Source organism: Salipaludibacillus sp. CF4.18, from assembly GCF_051262595.1.
GTDB classification, from domain to species: Bacteria; Bacillota; Bacilli; order Bacillales; family Salisediminibacteriaceae; genus Salipaludibacillus; species Salipaludibacillus neizhouensis.
On sequence record NZ_JBIMEV010000001.1, the window covers coordinates 213,794 to 233,078 of the forward strand.

General features: G+C 37.3%; 20 protein-coding genes. 18 read left to right on the forward strand and 2 right to left on the reverse strand.

The window, feature by feature from the left end; all coding sequences use genetic code 11:
* The first annotated feature begins 274 nt into the window (after positions 1-274).
* The 9 genes from mutS (at position 275) to glnA (ending at position 12,157) form a co-directional block, all read left to right on the forward strand.
* The gene (gene mutS, locus ACHABW_RS01035) at positions 275-2,923 is read left to right on the forward strand and encodes a DNA mismatch repair protein MutS (RefSeq protein ID WP_435753659.1); all 2,649 of its coding nucleotides are present in this window, start codon (positions 275-277) and stop codon (positions 2,921-2,923) included.
* 17 nt (positions 2,924-2,940) lie between these two features.
* Positions 2,941-4,830, forward strand: coding sequence for a DNA mismatch repair endonuclease MutL (gene mutL / locus ACHABW_RS01040; protein WP_435753660.1), 1,890 nt, complete (start codon positions 2,941-2,943; stop codon positions 4,828-4,830).
* A gap of 64 nt (positions 4,831-4,894) precedes the next feature.
* Positions 4,895-5,704, forward strand: coding sequence for a class I SAM-dependent methyltransferase (locus tag ACHABW_RS01045; protein ID WP_435753661.1), 810 nt, complete (start codon positions 4,895-4,897; stop codon positions 5,702-5,704).
* Positions 5,691-6,620 (forward strand): tRNA (adenosine(37)-N6)-dimethylallyltransferase MiaA, encoded by a 930-nt coding sequence (gene miaA / locus ACHABW_RS01050; RefSeq protein ID WP_435753662.1) that lies wholly within the window; start codon positions 5,691-5,693, stop codon positions 6,618-6,620. The genes ACHABW_RS01045 and miaA overlap by 14 nt, the downstream gene beginning before the upstream one ends.
* A 45-nt stretch (positions 6,621-6,665) precedes the next feature.
* Entirely contained in the window at positions 6,666-6,899 is a 234-nt protein-coding gene (gene hfq, locus ACHABW_RS01055; RefSeq protein WP_110936280.1) for an RNA chaperone Hfq, read from the forward strand.
* A gap of 139 nt (positions 6,900-7,038) precedes the next feature.
* Positions 7,039-7,992: an AAA family ATPase gene (locus ACHABW_RS01060; protein WP_435753663.1), complete on the forward strand. Its 954-nt coding sequence runs from the start codon at positions 7,039-7,041 to the stop codon at positions 7,990-7,992.
* A gap of 29 nt (positions 7,993-8,021) precedes the next feature.
* Complete coding sequence (hflX, locus tag ACHABW_RS01065) at positions 8,022-9,278, forward strand: GTPase HflX (protein WP_435753664.1); 1,257 nt, start codon at positions 8,022-8,024, stop codon at positions 9,276-9,278.
* Positions 9,279-9,343: 65 nt separating this feature from the next.
* Positions 9,344-10,543 (forward strand): aminotransferase class I/II-fold pyridoxal phosphate-dependent enzyme, encoded by a 1,200-nt coding sequence (locus ACHABW_RS01070; protein WP_435753784.1) that lies wholly within the window; start codon positions 9,344-9,346, stop codon positions 10,541-10,543.
* Positions 10,544-10,819: 276 nt separating this feature from the next.
* Complete coding sequence (gene glnA, locus ACHABW_RS01075; RefSeq protein ID WP_435753665.1) at positions 10,820-12,157, forward strand: type I glutamate--ammonia ligase; 1,338 nt, start codon at positions 10,820-10,822, stop codon at positions 12,155-12,157.
* Positions 12,158-12,279: 122 nt separating this feature from the next.
* Here glnA and ACHABW_RS01080 read toward each other — a convergent pair whose 3' ends face one another.
* Positions 12,280-13,431 (reverse strand): tyrosine-type recombinase/integrase, encoded by a 1,152-nt coding sequence (locus ACHABW_RS01080; RefSeq protein WP_435753666.1) that lies wholly within the window; start codon positions 13,429-13,431, stop codon positions 12,280-12,282.
* Between the two features lie 24 nt (positions 13,432-13,455).
* Positions 13,456-14,151 (reverse strand): helix-turn-helix domain-containing protein, encoded by a 696-nt coding sequence (locus ACHABW_RS01085; protein WP_435753667.1) that lies wholly within the window; start codon positions 14,149-14,151, stop codon positions 13,456-13,458.
* Positions 14,152-14,289: 138 nt separating this feature from the next.
* Between ACHABW_RS01085 and ACHABW_RS01090 the strand changes: the two genes are divergently transcribed.
* From ACHABW_RS01090 to ACHABW_RS01130, 9 genes are all read left to right on the forward strand, one after another.
* Positions 14,290-14,568, forward strand: coding sequence for a group-specific protein (locus ACHABW_RS01090; protein ID WP_435753668.1), 279 nt, complete (start codon positions 14,290-14,292; stop codon positions 14,566-14,568).
* Between the two features lie 15 nt (positions 14,569-14,583).
* Positions 14,584-15,540 (forward strand): hypothetical protein, encoded by a 957-nt coding sequence (locus ACHABW_RS01095; RefSeq protein ID WP_435753669.1) that lies wholly within the window; start codon positions 14,584-14,586, stop codon positions 15,538-15,540.
* A gap of 15 nt (positions 15,541-15,555) precedes the next feature.
* Positions 15,556-15,837, forward strand: a complete 282-nt coding sequence (locus ACHABW_RS01100) for a hypothetical protein (RefSeq protein ID WP_435753670.1) — start codon at positions 15,556-15,558, stop codon at positions 15,835-15,837.
* Positions 15,830-16,144, forward strand: a complete 315-nt coding sequence (locus tag ACHABW_RS01105) for a hypothetical protein (protein WP_435753671.1) — start codon at positions 15,830-15,832, stop codon at positions 16,142-16,144. Before ACHABW_RS01100 ends, ACHABW_RS01105 begins: the two co-directional genes overlap by 8 nt.
* A 105-nt stretch (positions 16,145-16,249) precedes the next feature.
* Positions 16,250-17,071: a DUF3102 domain-containing protein gene (locus tag ACHABW_RS01110; RefSeq protein WP_435753672.1), complete on the forward strand. Its 822-nt coding sequence runs from the start codon at positions 16,250-16,252 to the stop codon at positions 17,069-17,071.
* A 175-nt stretch (positions 17,072-17,246) separates the two neighbouring features.
* The gene (locus ACHABW_RS01115) at positions 17,247-17,390 is read left to right on the forward strand and encodes a hypothetical protein (protein WP_435753673.1); all 144 of its coding nucleotides are present in this window, start codon (positions 17,247-17,249) and stop codon (positions 17,388-17,390) included.
* A gap of 102 nt (positions 17,391-17,492) precedes the next feature.
* Entirely contained in the window at positions 17,493-17,654 is a 162-nt protein-coding gene (locus ACHABW_RS01120) for a hypothetical protein (protein WP_435753674.1), read from the forward strand.
* A 35-nt stretch (positions 17,655-17,689) separates the two neighbouring features.
* Positions 17,690-18,004, forward strand: coding sequence for a hypothetical protein (locus ACHABW_RS01125; RefSeq protein ID WP_435753675.1), 315 nt, complete (start codon positions 17,690-17,692; stop codon positions 18,002-18,004).
* Positions 18,005-18,025: 21 nt separating this feature from the next.
* A complete protein-coding gene (locus ACHABW_RS01130; RefSeq protein ID WP_435753676.1) occupies positions 18,026-19,135 on the forward strand; it encodes a hypothetical protein in 1,110 nt (369 codons plus the stop codon).
* The last annotated feature ends 150 nt before the right edge of the window (positions 19,136-19,285 follow it).

The following is a 19,285-nucleotide window of genomic DNA, read 5'->3' on the forward strand; positions in this document are numbered from 1 at the left end:
TTAAGATTTACGCGGGTTATTCATCCAGGGATCCCGAGGTCTTGCGCTTCTGAAAACTTCTTATCTAAGCTTCGAAACTTACGAAAACATCCATAAGCTTTGATAGCTACTTTCACGCCGCAAGGAGAAGCTTACTACTTAAATTACGGCAACAGAAGCTAAGGCTTTATTTACTAAATCAGCTAGATCGTTTTTCTTACTAAGACTAAGACTGATTATGTTATAATAAGTCCGTATTTACTAGAGAAGTTAAGCTAAAGGTTGGATGATAACGATGGCTACAATTACCCCAATGATGGAACAATATTTACGCATAAAAGCGGAACATGAAGATGCTTTTTTGTTTTTCCGCTTAGGTGACTTTTATGAGATGTTCTATGAGGATGCAAAAAAGGCAGCGAAGGAATTAGAAATTACATTAACTGCTCGTGGAAAAGGGGAAGCTGGAATTCCCATGTGTGGTGTTCCCCACCATGCAGCAGCAAATTACATAGCACAATTAATAGAGAAGGGCTATAAAGTAGCTATTTGTGAACAAACAGAGGATCCAGCAGAGGCTAAGGGGGTTGTCAGGCGGGAAGTGGTGCAAATTATCACTCCTGGAACAGTGATGGAAGGCAGAGCTATTGGGGAAAAAGATAATAATTATCTTCTATCTGTCACTCCTTTTGAAGGCGATGAATATGGGCTTGCTGCTGCTGATATGACTACTGGAGAATTCCTTGTTACCACGATGACTGGTAGTTTTAGTGAGTTAATTGATGAAATGGCAGGTTTTCGTCCGCGGGAAGTGATTATTCCTTCTTCATTTGAGCTGGGAAGGCGAAACGAATTAGAAGCTAGACTTCACGTGACACTGTCGGATGAGGATCATACGGAGCCACTAGATGAAGGCACTGGGCTTGTTCAAGCTCTTTCAGATGGGAAAACAAAAGAAACGTGCTATCAGCTTATCTGGTATTTAAAGAGAACAACAAAACGTTCATTAGATCACTTACAGGCTGCTAGATTTTATTTACCGCGAGAATATATGACAATGGATGTTCATTCCAAAAGAAATTTAGAGTTAGTAGAAACATTGAGAGAAAAGAAGAAACAAGGATCTCTTCTATGGGTTTTGGATCGCACAGAAACTGCTATGGGAGGAAGAATGCTTAAGCAATGGATTGAAAGACCCCTTCTCAATCAGGGTACGATCGCTAAACGACATGAATTAGTCGGGAAACTTATTGAACGCTTTTTTGAACGAGAGGCGTTAAAAGAACACCTGCAAGGAGTCTATGATTTAGAACGACTATCGGGAAGAGTAGCTTTCGGTAATGTGAATGGTCGTGACTTGATTCAGTTAAAAAAATCATTGGAGAAGGTTCCAACCATTTTCCAGACAGTACGATCACTAAACAGTGATTACGGGAACTCCTTAATGCACGGGATCGTTGATTGTCAGGATTTACGGCACCTATTAGAAGGCAGCATTAACGAGGATTGTCCTGTCGGAATTACGGATGGCGGTCTCATTAAAGACGGATATTCTGAACAATTGGATGAATACCGCGATGCTATGAGAAACGGTAAAACATGGATCGCCGCATTGGAGAAACAAGAAAAAGAAGTCACTGGTATCCGTTCGTTAAAGATAGGTTTCAATAAAGTTTTTGGATATTATATTGAAGTTACGAAACCAAATCTACCGCAAATTCCTGAGGGACGTTATGAAAGAAGACAAACTCTGACGAATGCAGAGAGATATATTACGGAAGAATTAAAAGAAAAAGAAGTATTGATTTTAGAAGCGGAAGAAAAAAGCGAAAAGCTAGAATACGAGCTTTTTATGAGAATTCGCGAACAAGTCAAGGCGTATATTCCATCCTTACAACAACTTGCGAGTGTGGTCAGCACTTTTGATGTCCTGCAGAGCTTTGCGGCAATAGCGGAAGAAAATCGGTATGTAAAGCCAACCTTAATTTCAGAAGGTACAGTTGATATTCGTGAGAGCCGACACCCTGTAGTGGAAAAAATGATTGATGAAGGAGATTACGTGCATAATGATATCTATTTAGGCGAAGATCGGGAGCTTTTACTTGTGACGGGGCCAAATATGGCTGGTAAGAGCACGTATATGCGACAACTGGCTCTCATCTCGATTATGACACAAATTGGGAGTTATATTCCGGCTCATCAAGCCCAAATACCAGTGTTTGATCAAATATTTACGCGGATTGGAGCGGCAGACGACCTGGCGCAGGGACAGAGTACATTTATGGTGGAAATGTTGGAGACAAAGCATGCCGTATCGAAGGCTACAAAACAGAGCCTCATTCTGTTGGATGAAATTGGAAGAGGCACATCTACGTACGATGGAATGAGTTTAGCGCAAGCGATTATGGAATATATTCATGATGATATTGGAGCAAAAACGTTATTTTCTACGCATTATCACGAGCTGACAACGCTGGAGTCAGCGTTACCGCGATTGAAAAATGTTCATGTCTCAGCAAAAGAAGAGAACGGGACAGTCGTGTTTCTTCATAAAGTGATCGAAGGCGCGGCGGATCGAAGCTATGGAATTTATGTTGCAGAACTGGCAGAACTGCCACCTAAGCTGATTGCACGTGCAAAAATGATCTTAAAAGAATTTGAAGCAGGAGAACCTCAAATTCGAAAACCAGTAACGAATTATACACCTGAGCCTGATTCTGAAATCCACAAGGAAGTTCCATTTTTCGAGAAGAAAGAGGAGAATGGTCCGCAACAATTAACGCTCTTTGAGGAAGAGAGTCTTCCGCTGCAAAAATCAAAAAATAAAAGAACACGTACGGAAGATAAGGTGATTACAGAGTTAACGTCAGCGAATCTTCTTCATATAACACCAATTGAAGCCATTCAATTATTGGACAAGCTGCAACGAAAATTAACCAAATAAAAAAGGAGGTGTGACTAATGGCGAAGATTTTTCAGCTCGATGAATTGCTATCAAACAAAATTGCTGCTGGAGAAGTGGTTGAAAGACCATCTTCTGTTGTGAAGGAGCTTGTAGAAAATGCGATTGATGCGAATAGTACCCAGATTCGGATCGATATTGAGGAGGGTGGATTGTCATTAATAAGGGTTTTAGACGACGGAGATGGACTTGAGAAAGACGACTTCCGAATGGCATTTTTCCGACATGCTACTAGTAAAATTCAACATGATGCAGATTTGTTTCGAATAAAGACGTTGGGTTTTCGCGGAGAAGCATTGCCGAGTATTGCTTCCGTTTCAAAACTCACCTTGAAATCGAGCACTGGTGGAACAGAGGGACAAGAAATCCGGCTTGAAGGGGGGCACGTGAAACACGAGAAGACGGCCACCCCACGGAAAGGAACGGAAATCATTGTTACAGATTTGTTTTATAATACACCGGCTCGCTTAAAGTATTTACGAACGATTCATACGGAACTTGGTCACATCTCAGATATCATCAATAGAATGGCATTGTCCCATCCGGAAATAGCGTTCATTCTTACGCACAATCGAAAAAATTTGCTGCAAACAGTGGGAAATGGGGATCTTGCTCGCGTGATCGCTTCTATTTATGGATCAGCCATGGCAAAAAAAATGGTTCCTATTGAAGCGGAAACGTTAGATTTTACGTTGAAAGGATTTATTGCTAAGCCTGAAGTAACTAGGTCGAATCGTTCGTATATGTCTACTATTTTAAATGGTAGATACGTGAAAAATTACTCACTCATAAAAGCGATTCAAGAAGGGTATCACACCCTTTTACCGATCGGGAAATTCCCATTAGTAGTGCTGCATATTGAGATGAACCCTTTACTGGTGGATGTCAATGTCCATCCCTCAAAACTGGAAGTGAGAATTAGTAAAGAAAAAGCATTACAGGAGCTCGTTACAGGAAGTATTAAAGATGTTTTTAAAGGAATCCAGTTAATTCCAGATGGATTAGAAAGAAAATATTCAAACAATAAACCTAATTCGGAACAAATGGCCTTTTCTTTCGAGCATCGTGCGCGGTCACTGAATAATCAAAGGGAGAAGGAAGAGACCGAAAATGAGCAAGAATCTAGTTTTTTTCAGCAACCTGAAAATGATATGACGGGTGAAGTGAGAGAATCAGGTTTTCAAACGATCAATAAGCAAAAAGCAGCAGAACCGGACACTTGGGAATTGGAAAGGGAACCTGTTGTTGAACCACCATTTTCACAAGAATCAGACGAATCAAGCCAAGAGGGAAATGTCACCAAAGCCAATGTTCCAGTGCTCTATCCGATCGGCCAATTGCATGGCACGTATATAATGGCACAAAACGAGCAAGGCTTATATATGGTAGATCAACACGCTGCACAAGAGCGAATTAAGTACGAGTATTTCCGAGATAAACTCTCGTTAACAAATAACCAGCTGCAAGAGCTACTCGTGCCACTTCAATTCGAATTTACGCAATCAGAAGAATCATTGATGACAGAATACCAAAAGGAATTAGAAGACGTAGGGTTATTCCTGGAACCATTTGGTTCTCGTACGTATATTGTAAGGTCTCATCCTACTTGGTTTCCGGAAGGTCAGGAAGAGGAAGTTATTTCAGAAATGCTCGAACAATTAAGAAATGAGCAAACGATTCATATCGGTAAACTACGCGAGGAAGCAGCGATTCTTATGTCCTGTAAGGCTGCTATTAAAGCAAATCGTCATTTAACAAAGGATGAAATGTTCCAACTTTTAGAGACGTTACGCACATGTGAAGATCCGTACACGTGTCCTCACGGCAGACCCATTCTTATTCATTATTCCACCTATGACATCGAAAAAATGTTTAAGAGGATCATGTAGTAGCGCCTATGTTCTGTGTGTAGGTGCTACTAGTTTTAGTCATCCCAGGTAGAGGAGGATTCGTATGGAGCGAGACGGATTTGTAACGTCATCTTCGAAAGCAGCAGAAGATATAAAAAAGTGGGGGCGAAAGTTAGCTGAAAAGTGGTCACTTCCTTATGTTATAAGAAGAAAACAACCGATTGACAAGTTAATCGGTGAATGTGGCGGGCCTGCATACGTAGTTACAACTACTAGAATTGAAGTATATCGTGAAGAAGGAAGTCAGCCTTTCTTCTTTCATCCAAATGCTGCAATGTTTCGGGCGAAAAGATGGCTTTATCATCAAGAGGACCCTTTCGTATCAGCGTGTGATTTACGAGAAGGTGATATTCTAGTGGATGCAACGCTGGGTCTTGGATCTGATGCACAACTTGCAAGTTTAGCTATAGGGAAGCAAGGCAATGTTATTGGATTAGAAGCATCAGAGGTTATTTTTACTATCGTAGAAGAAGGGCTTCAATCGTATGAAAGTTCCCTTGAGCCTTTAAACGAAGCAATGAGAAGAATAAAAGTTATTCATACAAACGCAGAAAACTGGTTAAAGGAACAGCCAGACGCAAGTGTTGACGTGGTTTATTTCGATCCTATGTCTCAAGAAGAAGTCTCATCAGATGGTATCGAAACTTTGAAACAATATGGGTTATACGAAGGTGATTTTGAACAAATGATCATCGAGGCTATAAGAGTAGCAAAAAAGAAAGTAGTATTGAAGGACCATTTTAAGAGTACCCGCTTTGCTTTATATGGTTTCATGTTCAAGTCAGACCATCTTCAGTGTTCCACTATGGTATTATTGATTTGGAAGAGAGGGAATAACAATGACAACACGTAAACCATTGATTGTAGTTGTTGGCCCTACAGCTGTTGGGAAAACCGCAACGAGTATTCAACTAGCCCAACATTTCAACGGTGAAATTATTAGTGGGGATTCCATGCAAGTATATCGTGACATGGACATAGGTACTGCTAAAATAACACCAGAGGAAATGGAAGATGTACCTCATCATCTAATAGATATTATAAATCCGCAAGACTCTTTTTCGGTTGCTGACTTTCAATCTGCGGCAAACACTGCTATACATAAAATATACGAAAAAGGACGGATTCCTTTTATTGTAGGAGGTACAGGGTTATATGTGAACGCTGTATTATATAACTATGATTTTTCAGAAAAAGGGGAAGACACAGCATTTCGTGAGAGGTTAGAGCAGTATGCGAAAGAACATGGGAACGAAGCATTACATAGCCAGCTTAAGGATATTGATCCAGAAAGTTACCAGGAGCTTCACCCAAACAATCGCCGTCGTGTGATTCGGGCATTGGAAGTCTATCACCTTACAGGTAAACCTTTACGGAGTGATAAAGAAGAAAACCGGTCTTCCTCCTATGATTTCTATGTTATAGGATTAACGATGGATAGAGACAAATTATATGAACGAATTAACTTACGGGTGGAGCAAATGATCCAAGATGGGTTGATTGAAGAAGTGAAGAAGTTAACAAATGAAGGATTTGCTTCGGTGCAATCCATGCAAGCGATTGGATATAAAGAGATTACTCCGTATATACTTGGAGATTGTTCAAAGGAAGAGGCGATTGAGAATTTAAAACAATATTCCAGACGCTTTGCTAAACGGCAATTAACATGGTTCCGTAACAAGATGGACATAGAATGGTTTGATATGACAGACGACCGGGAAGAAAAAATAGAAGAAATTATTCTATATTTAGAAGGAAAGTTGTTTTAAATCTAGAATATAGTTAATAATGTGAATAGAGGGGGCTGCACATATATGAAACAACAATCAGTGAACATACAAGATCAATTCTTAAATCAATTGAGGAAAGAAAATATTCCGGTTACTGTATTTTTACTTAACGGATTCCAGCTCAGGGGACATGTGAAGAGCTTTGACAATTTTACCGTTATACTAGATACAGACGGTAAACAACAATTGGTCTATAAGCACGCAATTTCAACGTTCTCACCTCAACGAAATGTTCAATTAAATCAGGAAAGTAAGTAAGAGGAAAGGCACTGGAAAAGTCGATTTTTAACTTTTTCAGTGCCGTTTTTCTTATAGGCATTTGTCACGTCTATAAAGTTCATGCGTATAGTGATTGTGACAGATAGGAATTCCTTTAAGATAGAGGATGGTGACTTCGATGTTACAGTCAGCTAAAATGAAAAAAAGAGGACAAATAAATATTGTTATCAACTCGGAAGAGAGAGAGAAGAACGATTCATTATGGGGGCGGGAAGGTAATTATCCGCCGATAGATCATGTTGAATATCGCAATGTCATGAAGTCTTTTGACGACTATGTAGGATTAGAATCCATTAAGTCATTTGTTCACGAAATTTATTCTTGGATTTACATTAATAATATTAGACAGGATAAAGGGTTAAAGACCGGTCAACAAGCACTTCATATGATTTTCAAAGGAAATCCAGGAACAGGTAAAACAACCGTGGCAAGATTAATAGCTACCATGTTGAGAGACTTAAATGTACTAGAAAAGGGTCACTTTATTGAAGTGGAAAGAGCAGATTTAGTCGGAGAATATATAGGACACACTGCACAGAAAACACGTAACTTAGTAGAAAAAGCTCTCGGTGGAGTTTTGTTTATTGATGAGGCGTATTCACTAGCGAGGGGCGGAGAAAAAGATTTCGGAAAAGAGGCGATCGATGCTCTCGTTAAGGTAATGGAAGATCAACAACATAATTTTGTCTTAATCCTTGCTGGCTATCCGGTCGAGATGGATCGGTTTATGAGGTTAAACCCAGGATTACCATCAAGATTTCCAATGGTACTGACTTTTCCCAATTACTCGGTAGAAGAGTTGTTGAAAATGACGAAAAGTATGGCAGCGCAGCGAGACTATGAACTTGATGATGAATCTATGACCTATATGAATGAACTTTTAATCATTGCAAAAGAATATGAACATGGAAGGTTCAGTAATGGGCGATTTATCCGGAACTTGCTAGAGAAAGCAATTCGTATTCAGGCTGTCCGCCTCTTGCAAGAAAAGGAATATAGCCGGGATATACTTGCAACGTTAAGAAGAACCGATTTTGAGAGAGCGTTCCATAATATTCTAAGGGAATCCTAAAAAGAAGGTGATTTGTTATTCAGTCAAATATGAAAGCGAGTAAAGAAAGAGTTATTGTAGTAGGAGTCAAACTCAAATCAGCAAATGAAGAAGACTTTCAGTATCGTATGGAAGAACTTACTGCGTTAACGAATACTGCAGGAGGAGTAGTTATAGCAAGCCTCATTCAAGGGTTGGAACGTCCCCAATCGGGTACTTATATAGGCCGCGGTAAAGTGGAAGAATTACAATTACTAGTAGAAGAAAAAGAAGCGGATGTTGTTATCTTTAATGATGAATTAACGCCTTCACAGCTTCGAAATGTAACAAATGAATTAGATATTCTCGTGATCGACCGAACACAGCTAATATTAGATATTTTTGCGAATAGAGCCAGGTCCAGAGAAGGTAAACTGCAAGTAGAATTAGCCCAGTTAAGTTACCTACTTCCGCGCTTGAGAGGACAGGGACACGTTCTCTCTCGTCTCGGGGGTGGAATTGGTACTCGTGGACCTGGTGAAACCCAACTTGAAATTGACCAGCGCCACATTCGAGGCCGGATGGATGAAATAAAGAAGCAGTTATCACAAATTGTTGCGCATCGAGAAAGATACCGTGAGCGCAGAAAAAAGAACCAAGCCTATCAAATTTCCTTGGTGGGATATACAAATGCCGGCAAGTCGACGATATTAAATAAAATTACACAGGCCGATGCTTATATGGAGGATGAATTGTTTGCAACATTAGATCCGACGACAAAAAAGTTAAAACTGCCGTCCGGAATGGAAGTTCTTCTGACGGATACAGTTGGATTCATACAGCAGTTGCCAACAGCTCTTATTGCTGCCTTCAGATCGACACTAGAAGAAGTAAAAGAAGCGGACCTGATCTTACACGTGGTAGATAGTTCGAGTCCTGACTTTGTTAATCACGAAGAAACTGTGGAAAAGATTCTATTGGATTTAGAAGCAGAGCAAATTCCAATGTTAACGGTTTATAATAAACGCGATCAGATTAAAGGAGATTTCTTTTCGCACAGCAAAGGGGCATCTGTTTTAATTAGTGCACATAACGATGACGAAATGGTTATTCTAAAAAACAAAATCGAGGCTGCGATGGAAGAATACTTTGATTCTTTTATCGTGTATGTACATGCTTCCGATGGAAAAATTCTTCATCGAATACAAAAAGAAACAATCCAAATAGAGAGGCAATTCGATGAAGCAACGGAAAACTATATTATTAGAGGATATGCGCCAGTTGAATCGGGAATTTATCATGAGTTACAAGACAGAAAGAACGACTAGGGGAGAAAATCATGCAGTCACAATTACTTACAAGAGACAAGCTAGAGAAAATTAGTAGTGAAACCATGTTTATATTACAAGATGCCTTTTATAAACGAGGTGAGATAGCGGAACATAACCAACGAAAAGTGTTATCAGCATTTAAGAAAAATGAAGTATCGGACTTTCACTTTCAAGGATCTACGGGTTATGGATACGACGATTTAGGAAGAGATACCTTGGAAAAAGTTTACGCAGATGTGTTTCATACAGACGCAGCAATTGTTCGTCCACAAATTATTTCCGGCACGCATGCAATTAGTACAAGTCTCTTTGGTATTCTAAGACCTGGAGACGAACTTATGTATATTACAGGTGCCCCTTATGACACGCTGGAAGAAGTAATCGGTAAACGCGGAGAAAAAGGGACAGGTTCCTTGGCAGATTTTGATATCAGTTATAAAGAAATTGCCTTGAAGGATAATGAGGTAGATTTTGCAGAGGTAGAATCTCAATTTTCGCCAAAAACTAAAGTAATAGGGATTCAACGATCAAAAGGTTATGCAGATAGACCGTCGTTTACAATTAAACAAATTGAAGAAATGGTTGAAAAAGTGAAAAAGATAGATCCTGCTATCATTGTATTTGTGGATAATTGCTATGGTGAGTTTGTTGAAAAACTTGAACCAACAAATGTAGGCGCAGACCTTATTGCCGGCTCGCTTATTAAAAACCCAGGCGGTGGACTTGCAAAAACCGGGGGATACATTGCTGGCAGAGAAGATTTAATTACACTGTGTGGGAACCGCTTGACTTCTCCAGGTATCGGTCTGGAAGGTGGAGCAAGCCTCTATTCACTGCTGGAAATGTATCAAGGTTTTTTCCTGGCACCTCATGTCGTGAATGAAGCCCTAAAAGGGGCATTGTATACCGCTAGATTTCTGAGTGAATTAGGGATGACGACTTCTCCTTCCTGGGAAGAGCCACGAACGGATTTAATACAATCGGTTTCCTTTCCAACGAAAGAAGCGATGGTTTCATTTTGTCAGGCGATCCAAGCAGCATCACCAGTAGATGCACACGTTAAACCACACCCTAGTTATATGCCAGGCTATGAAGACGACGTGATCATGGCTGCGGGAACATTTATTCAAGGAGCGAGTATGGAGTTAACCGCTGATGGACCAATTAGAGTTCCGTATACAGCATACGTTCAGGGTGGTCTAACATTTGAACATGTAAAGATTGCAGTGTTCGATGCAGCGCTCAAATTAATAGAAAAATGACGTGTAAATTAAAAGGTAGATTAGGAAATTGTAGATTTGGGTATTATGAAAAAGGGGAACTATATCTTTCTTTGTCAGAAAATTTCTTTGTCAGATTATCTGACAAGGTTATACAAAGAATGAAAAATCTTCGGTATCATAAAACTATCCTTAGATAAATCGAAAAAATTGAATGTTCATCGTTAAGCATGAGCATCCTTTTGTTCGATGAAGGAGATTTGTAAAAGTACCCCTGCTACATTAGTAGCAGTAAATTTGAAGGAGGAGACTATACGAATGAGTAAATACGCTAGAGAAGACATTTTACGAATGGCAGAAGAGGAAAATGTAAGATTTATTCGATTACAGTTCACAGACATCTTAGGTATTATTAAGAATGTTGAGATTCCTGTAGGTCAATTAACAAAAGCATTGGATAACTTGATGATGTTTGATGGTTCATCCATCGAAGGTTTTGTAAGAATTGAAGAATCGGATATGTACTTATTTCCAGATCTTGATACTTGGGTAATCTTCCCTTGGACTCCGGAAAAAGGAAAAGTTGCAAGATTAATTTGTGATATTTATAGCCCAGATCAAACTCCGTTTGATGGGGACCCGCGTGGCGTTTTAAAAGGAGTACTTAAAGAAGCAAAAGACCTTGGATATTCCGATTTCAATATCGGACCAGAGCCTGAATTCTTCTTATTCAAAATTGACTCAGATGGCGAACCAACACTTGATCTAAATGATAAAGGTGGTTATTTTGACCTTGCTCCTACAGATTTAGGGGAAAACTGCCGTCGAGATATCGTTTTAGAGCTTGAAGATATGGGCTTTGAAATTGAAGCATCTCACCATGAGGTTGCTCCTGGGCAACATGAAATTGACTTTAAATATGCAGACGCAGTTACAACTTGCGACAACATTCAAACGTTCAAGCTAGTTGTTAAAACAATTGCTAGAAAGCATGGCTTGCATGCGACATTTATGCCTAAACCATTGTTTGGCGTAAACGGAAGCGGAATGCACGCTAATATGTCTTTATTCACAGAAGGTAACGTAAATGCTTTCTATGATGAGACAACTGACTCACAATTAAGTAAAACAGCAATGCAATTCTTAGGCGGTATCCTTAAGCACGCGGATGCATTCACTGCAATCACTAACCCGACAGTGAACTCGTATAAGAGACTTGTACCTGGCTATGAAGCACCATGTTACATAGCGTGGTCTATGAGAAATCGTTCCCCATTAGTTCGTATTCCGTCTTCAAGAGGCTTGAGTACGCGTATTGAGGTTCGTAGTCCAGACCCGGCAGCTAACCCATACTTAGCTATGGCAGCAATGCTTGCAGCTGGCCTTGATGGTATCAGAAATAACTTGACACCACCACCTGAAACGAATCGCAACATCTATGCTATGGACTATGAAGAGCGTAAAGCAGAAGGTATTCAAGCATTACCTGCTAATCTAGGAGAAGCAACTGAAGCATTACGTAAGAATGAAATTATCACAAAGTCTCTAGGTTCACACGCACTTGAGCACTTTATTGAACTTAAAGAAATCGAGTGGGACATGTTCCGCACACAAGTTCACCCTTGGGAGCGCGAGCAGTACATGAACACTTATTAATAGGATTAACCCCAGAGCCGTAATGGTTCTGGGGTTTTTGGTTCGTGGGCGCTCTATAATAAATGCTAATAAAAAATAGTTTGCCCACAAAATGCCCACAAAGAATGATAAAAAAATATAGTTTATTTTAAAATATCATCCATATGGTCTTCGTATTTTTCTAATGTATCTCTTTCTATTTTTTTTGATACGTGACTATATATATTAGCTGTGGTCGAATAGTCTCGGTGTCCTAGTCTTCGTTGAACATACTCAAGTGAAGCACCAGCCTCTAATAACAATACAGCGTGAGAGTCTCTTAGAGCGTGAATAGGTATCTGTGGTAGGTTAGCTCTTTTTAGGATTCGCTCAAGCGCATTGAATAAAGTAGACTTAGGCAAGAAGTTTCCATCTTTTCTACAGAACACTAAATCTAGATCATGCTTATAGATATCAGTTAACGCTAATTTGTTTTGCTCTTGGAAAGTTTTATGAAGTGATAAATCTTTTATTAAACTTTTCCGTATGGTGATTACTCTTTTTGACTTAAAGGTTTTTGTATCTCCAAACAGTTTATCGTTTGCTTTAGCGGAAAAGTCTAAGGTTTTGTTAATATTAATTAAACCTTCCTCTAAATTAATATCTGACCATTGTAAGGCTGCTGCCTCACCTTTTCTGCTACCGCTATCTAAAAGAAACTTAAAGAAAAGCCATAATAAAGGATTGTATTCATAAGCGTGCCGTAAAAACAAAGGGATATTTTCAGAATCGATATATTCAAGTTTTTCTTTGTTCTTGCTTTCTTTTTGAGCAGTTATGATAATACCAACGCAAGGGTTCCTTTGTATTTTATTTTCGATAGTTGCTCTGTCCATAGCTGAGTACATTGTGCCATGTACTATTTCTATAGTGCGTTTACTATAGTTATTTGCAGATAGGCTATCTAAAAAGTTTTGATGCTTTTTAGGTGTTAACTCTACTAATTTTAATTTTTTGTAATAGGGGATAATATGATTGTTAATATTATTTTTATGCAGGTCATAAGTGTTCTTTCTTACTTTAGGTGGTAGCTTCCATGTTTGGAGCCAATCTTTTAAATAAAAATCAAGTGTGATATCTTTGTTTGTCTCGTTGCCATCATCGATACTTCTTTCCATATCCTCCGCAGCACGTCTAGCTTCAGTCTTAGTAGCGAATCCTCTTTTTGATTTCTCTCTAAATTTACCAGTAAGAGGATTTTTATATTTTATCCGGTATTCCCAATTTTTATCTGCATGTTTCTCAAAACTAGCCACTTTAAAACCTCCTTATATAACAAATTAAAACCCATCTCTCACTATTTTATTAATTTCTTTGATGATTTTTTCTCGTTTATGTTGCTGAACTACTGAATAATCCTCTGAAAATAACGATGAAAAGAAATCAAATAACTCTTTGTCTTCTCTCATTTTTGTGATTAATGCATTCATATTTCCTATTATTTTTACATTGTCGTTTACTGGAGTGTTAGCAAGCGAATCTAACGTTACTTTTATTTCTTTAATTTGTTTTTCCATATCATCTTTATCAAACCAGTTAAACCATACACCACTAGGAGATTCACCCCAATATTCCTTATTACCATTATTTTTAAAGAACTCCTGTCTTTCTTGATCTTCTCTATTTGCATCTTGTTTTGCCATATGTTCTTGATATTCAGGATCATTAGCTAATTCTTCTGCTCTTTCTGCTTCATGTTCTTGATACTCTTCAAACTGCCTTAATTGTGCATCGTAATATTCTGGCGAGTATATATTGAAAGCTTGTAATTTACTTTCAATATCTTTTTCTTCCACACCTAATATTTTTAACATATCATATGCAGTTTCGTATTTTGGACTTTTATTTCTATTGTTTTCAATTTGACTAACAAAACTTGAGGCCCTTCCCAATCTAGCTGCCAAGTCCTTAGAGCTAATACCTGACCTCATGCGTAAAGCTTTAACATATGTAGCTAAAGTATGTTCTTTGACCAATTAACTCACGTCCTCTCTATAAGGGGTATTACATTAATCATATCACAGCTAATATTAATAATTCCATTTTATCTTAATGATATAATTGACACCCTATGCTACCCTATGCTACTATTTAGATATCGAGGAGGTGAGCAAATGGTTAATGTGACAATTGATGAAAAAGAACTGAAACAAGAATACATGAAAAAACTTGATGAAAAATTAAAAGAAGTTGATCTTGAATTAGTTTATTGGGATAGGAATGAACTACTAAGAAGAACATGCATGAGTTGGAATTTCATTCAGCAGCAGTTTTTCTTTGATGAAGATTTTAAGAAACTTAGATTTAAAATTGGAAGCAAGTGGTTTTTTAAAGCAAAAGAGACACAATTTTTCCTTCTGAACTGGCTAGAGGAAAATGGGAGTGTCAGCTAAAGGAGAATAGAAGCCATGAAAAAATTAAAACGTGTGGTAATAAAAGAAGAATTGATTGCTTTAACTGGTGATTCCATCAGTGCAATCATCCTCGGCCAATGTATCTATTGGAGCGAGATAGTTAATGAAATGGATAGAGAGTCTTCGTTAAAAGCTGAAAATTATAAAAAAGTTGGTGCAGAAGATAAAGCAGAGAAGGAATTACTAAAGGTTAGGAATGGCTGGTTTTGGAAGTCTGCAAAGGAATTTAACGAAGAAATAATGATTAGTAGTCGTGGCACAGTAGACCGTAGATTAAAGCAATTAGTAAGTCAAAAATTTGTTGAATGCAAAAAGCCTGACATTAGATATCGAAATGGCAAAACTGATAACACGAACCGGTATAGAGTTAACCTTGAATTTGTTCAAAAAGAATTGCTGAAATTAGGCTATTCATTAGATGGTTATTCCATTGATCAACCCTTACCACAGAGCCATGCTCAAAATAAGCAAGAGGGTAAAGCACTGACACAGAGCCTTGACCACAGTGAGCAGATATTTGATCACCATGAACAGGGTCTTGCTCAGAGTGAGCAGACATTAACAGAGATTACTACAGAGAATACTTATCCAGAGATTACTAAAAAAGAATCTATCAATCAATCAAAGATAGATGAGTTAAATGGATTACAGCTACCAACTAAGATTAAGCAGATATTAAAGCAAAATACTAATCGATTGATAGATGATTCAGTTTCACTTTTGGAAATTGACTTATTTTATAACTCCAGGTCGAATCAACTATCAGATAGTGACTTTTCAATAATACTTAATAACGTCCTTGCAAAAACGAAAGGCAAGATTGGAGATATAAGCAGTCTCTTAGCTTCTTCCAGCTACAACTACACGATGGCTAACTACCAGGTAGACGATGCTGGGGAGAGCGAATGTGGGACTTATAAATCTATTGGATACGATTGGTTAAACAACTAAAAGGAGGTCATTATAATGTTTGAACACTTGAGTAATTCAATAAAAGAAACGATTGACCGTGTCGATGGTTACAAGACCGGAACTCTAATAGTAGAAAGAGACATTGAGAGAGTCAGCATTTTAATAGATGACATTCTCATTCCGCTTACAGATGCAGATTTCATCCAAATAAGAAATGACAAGGTGTATGAAACCATAACTATCCAGCAAGCTTTGGAAACGTCTGACAGCGTTTGTGGTTGGCCATTATACGCAGGATTTTATTGTCGGATCAAAAGGGGGCGGCAATATGCTTAGGAAATCAGATTTTAAATTAGTGGGAAAAACTGAAGGTATTAAAGAGATTGAAATAGATATGATCATCCATGAATTGTATACAGTTTGTAAACATGCTTTGATAACTAAGCTAGAGGCGATTGGTGGAAATGGTGATGGCAATGAGAGCTACTACTTATACAAAAACTTTAATGCTGAGTTTATTGGTATACGAGCAACATTATCTATTCTAGATATCGATGTTTATTATAAGGGTAAGAAAATCTATACTACATATCCAGTAGCTCAATCCTTTATAGAGTCGATGGAACAGGAGGTTGCAAAGTGAGAGAAGTAGTTGTATCTGTTTTCTCACAGAAGAGAGTAAAAAAGGAGTTTGTACAAACAAGCATGGTATTCAGTTATTTCGTCTTTCTTTGTTATCTGATAATCAATGTGCTTTAAAGTAGCAGGCCAAGCAATATTTGAAATTGGTAAGAGGTTAAAACACGTTAAGGAAAATGATTTAGTACATGGTGAGTATGTCAAGTGGTTAGAATCTATTGAAATGGATAAGTCGCAAGCAGCAAAATTTATAAAGGTATGTGAAAAGCTTGGTAAATCAAATGTGGGTACGTACACACATTTAGGAACAAGAGCACTTTACGAAATTGCAACACTCCCTGAAGACCAACGAGAGCAATCACATGAAATCCCATCAACTGGTGAGACAAAAACAGTAGATGAAATGACAGTTAAAGAATTGAGAGAGGTGAAAGCAGAATTAAAAAAGACAAAAGAGGATATGATTATTGAGGATTTGATTAGTACAAACATTCTTCAAAGAGGTATTGGCAATGTTAATCCGATGAAGATGAGTAAGTGTATTGTAGAGCTGGAGAGGATTTATGGGATTGGGAATGGGAGTAACCAATGGAGGGATGAAAATAATTTTCAACCCTCAAAAAAACAACTTTCAGAGCAGATAGGGCTAACCCAACAACAAGTTAATAATTTTAGGAAGCTAAATACACTTATTCCAGAACTGCAAGACATGGTTGAAGATGGAGACTTAAAATCCACTACTGCACACTTAGTATGGTCAAAACTATCCAAAGAAGAACAGGGGAAATTCTTCAATGAAATTGGCAAAGAACAAATCTCTCAAATGACTCAGAAGCAAACTCAAGAGTACCTAAAATTGCAAGAGGAAGTAGAGCAACTTAATTTTACTCTGCCAAACTATCAAATAACGACAAATAACACTAGACTTTAATAGTTAAGTGTAGTAGAGTTAAATATGTGCCTATATTATATGGTAGATAAACCTACCATAAGTTTGTCTGATAAGGTTGTCCACTTACTTACAATGCCTATATTACAGGCTTAGTTAACACTTGTCAACAAAAACATATGATTTGTATGTTAATCAACCTAAGGAGGTGAAATAAATGTCATTCGCACAGTCTTACGTCCAGTCATATCAAGAAATTTCCAATCAAGACAAGCAGAATTTAACTATTGCTTACCAACAGTTTGAATTATGTGATTTACCGGCTCAGGATTACTACGTAGAAAGCGTTTTGAGAGGTTAATAGTTTGTTAGGTGTATTTACACTCGGAGGCAAATAGAATCGTGTGAGCCTATCTATATAAGGGGATATTGAACAATAAAACAATAAAACGGAGGTATTACTATGATTGAAGATGGTGTAATCGAAAATTATGAATGTGATCAATGTAATGAAAGGCATAATCAGTTTGTATCAATTAAAAATGAAGACGAAGATGGAAGGTTTATTGAAATTGAATGTACTAGTTGTCATATGATTACTGGAATGCATGAAGATGACTTGTGAAAATAAAAGCAATCTGAAGGAGGTGAAAACGGACGATGCATTCCGAATACGATATGAATAACTACTTAGATAATATTGTGGGAAAGGCCTTATTCAAAAAAGAGAAAAAGGAACTCATTAATACTGTTCGTGTAAAAGATAATAGAGGACGTATCCAGAAAAGTTATACACACATCAATAATTATTTTTCGGAAAATAACATCGGTTATCTTATTCATGCAAAAAGAACCAGCAACAAAAGATATTGGGAAGTGATCTACAACATAAGTTTTGAGGATTATCTGAAAAAATTTAGTACTGTGCATGAGGTTAAATATTTACTCCACAAAATGTCATTAAAGATAAAATGAAACAGACATAAACCAACGATAATGACAAAATATGGAGTAACTAGAAGGGAAGAGATAACAATAAAAATTGAAAATCTGAGTGAGGGACAAATACTCAAAAATTATAATGCACTGTGTGCTGAGTTGGAAGTTGAGCCTAAGAAGAACAATAGTAAAAAGGCTCAACTTAAAGAGTTAGATAGATTCATAGAGTATTACAAAGAAGGTCATCAAATTATCATAAGTAAAATACATAAAGTACCAAAAGAAAAGGTTAATAACACAGGTAAAAGTAGTGTTTTTGCACACATAATGGAAATTTTAATACTTGATTACTTAATAGAAAAGAAGAAACAGACGGTGGTTATTACAAGAAATGGCTTATTAAATCACATTCAAGCCATTAACAATAACTACCGCTACTGCTCAGAAAATGTTCCTCAGTTGTCCAAAGTTGAGAATATAGAAGAAAAGATAATCTATGATTTTTATAATACGACAAACAGTAATTTTCGAGCAAACTTTGAAACAGTGTTAAAAAATCTGAGGAACAAATCGTTAATAATGTATGAGCAGGTTAAATCTATATGCACAAAAGATCATATACATAGAATTGCAAATGAAGAAGAGAAAGAAACCATACTCCAGTGTGAAAAAGAAGTATTAAAAGAAATGGGATTTAATCAACACTTACATAGTATATCTGACGTTAGATCCAGTCCAAGGTGGAAAGAATTTAAAAATAAGTTTGAAAAGAAACTACGCCAAAATAGTTATATACACCACTGTTATTTATCATACAAAATCACAGTTAATAGGAATTACATAGAAGACGAATATGAAGATATATTTAATTTTACCTTGGATGAGATTGAAAAAGAGGGATTAAAGCAAGAGTTGAATGGAACGGTAATGGATAAATTAATGCTCAATGCTGAGATGAGAAAAAATAAAGCGTCAGATCCTAATACATCAGGAAAGATGGATAGATATAGAACTAAATTTAGCTATATGAAAGACAATAATAAATTAGTTGGATTACTAATTGACAATGATGCAAGGGATATAACGATTGATATAGACAAGATGAAAAGTGAATCTAATGATATTAATGAAATGCACTGGGGAGATATAGAAAAACTATTCTCATGAAAAAAAGACACGTCTTTATTAACTATAATTATATAAAGATTACTACTAGGTAATAAAGATGTGTCAAAATTTAAAATGGTAAGGACAATGGGGGTTTGGGGGAAATGTAAAACGTAAGATTCTTGAGCGTTCTTTGCGAATGAATTGTCG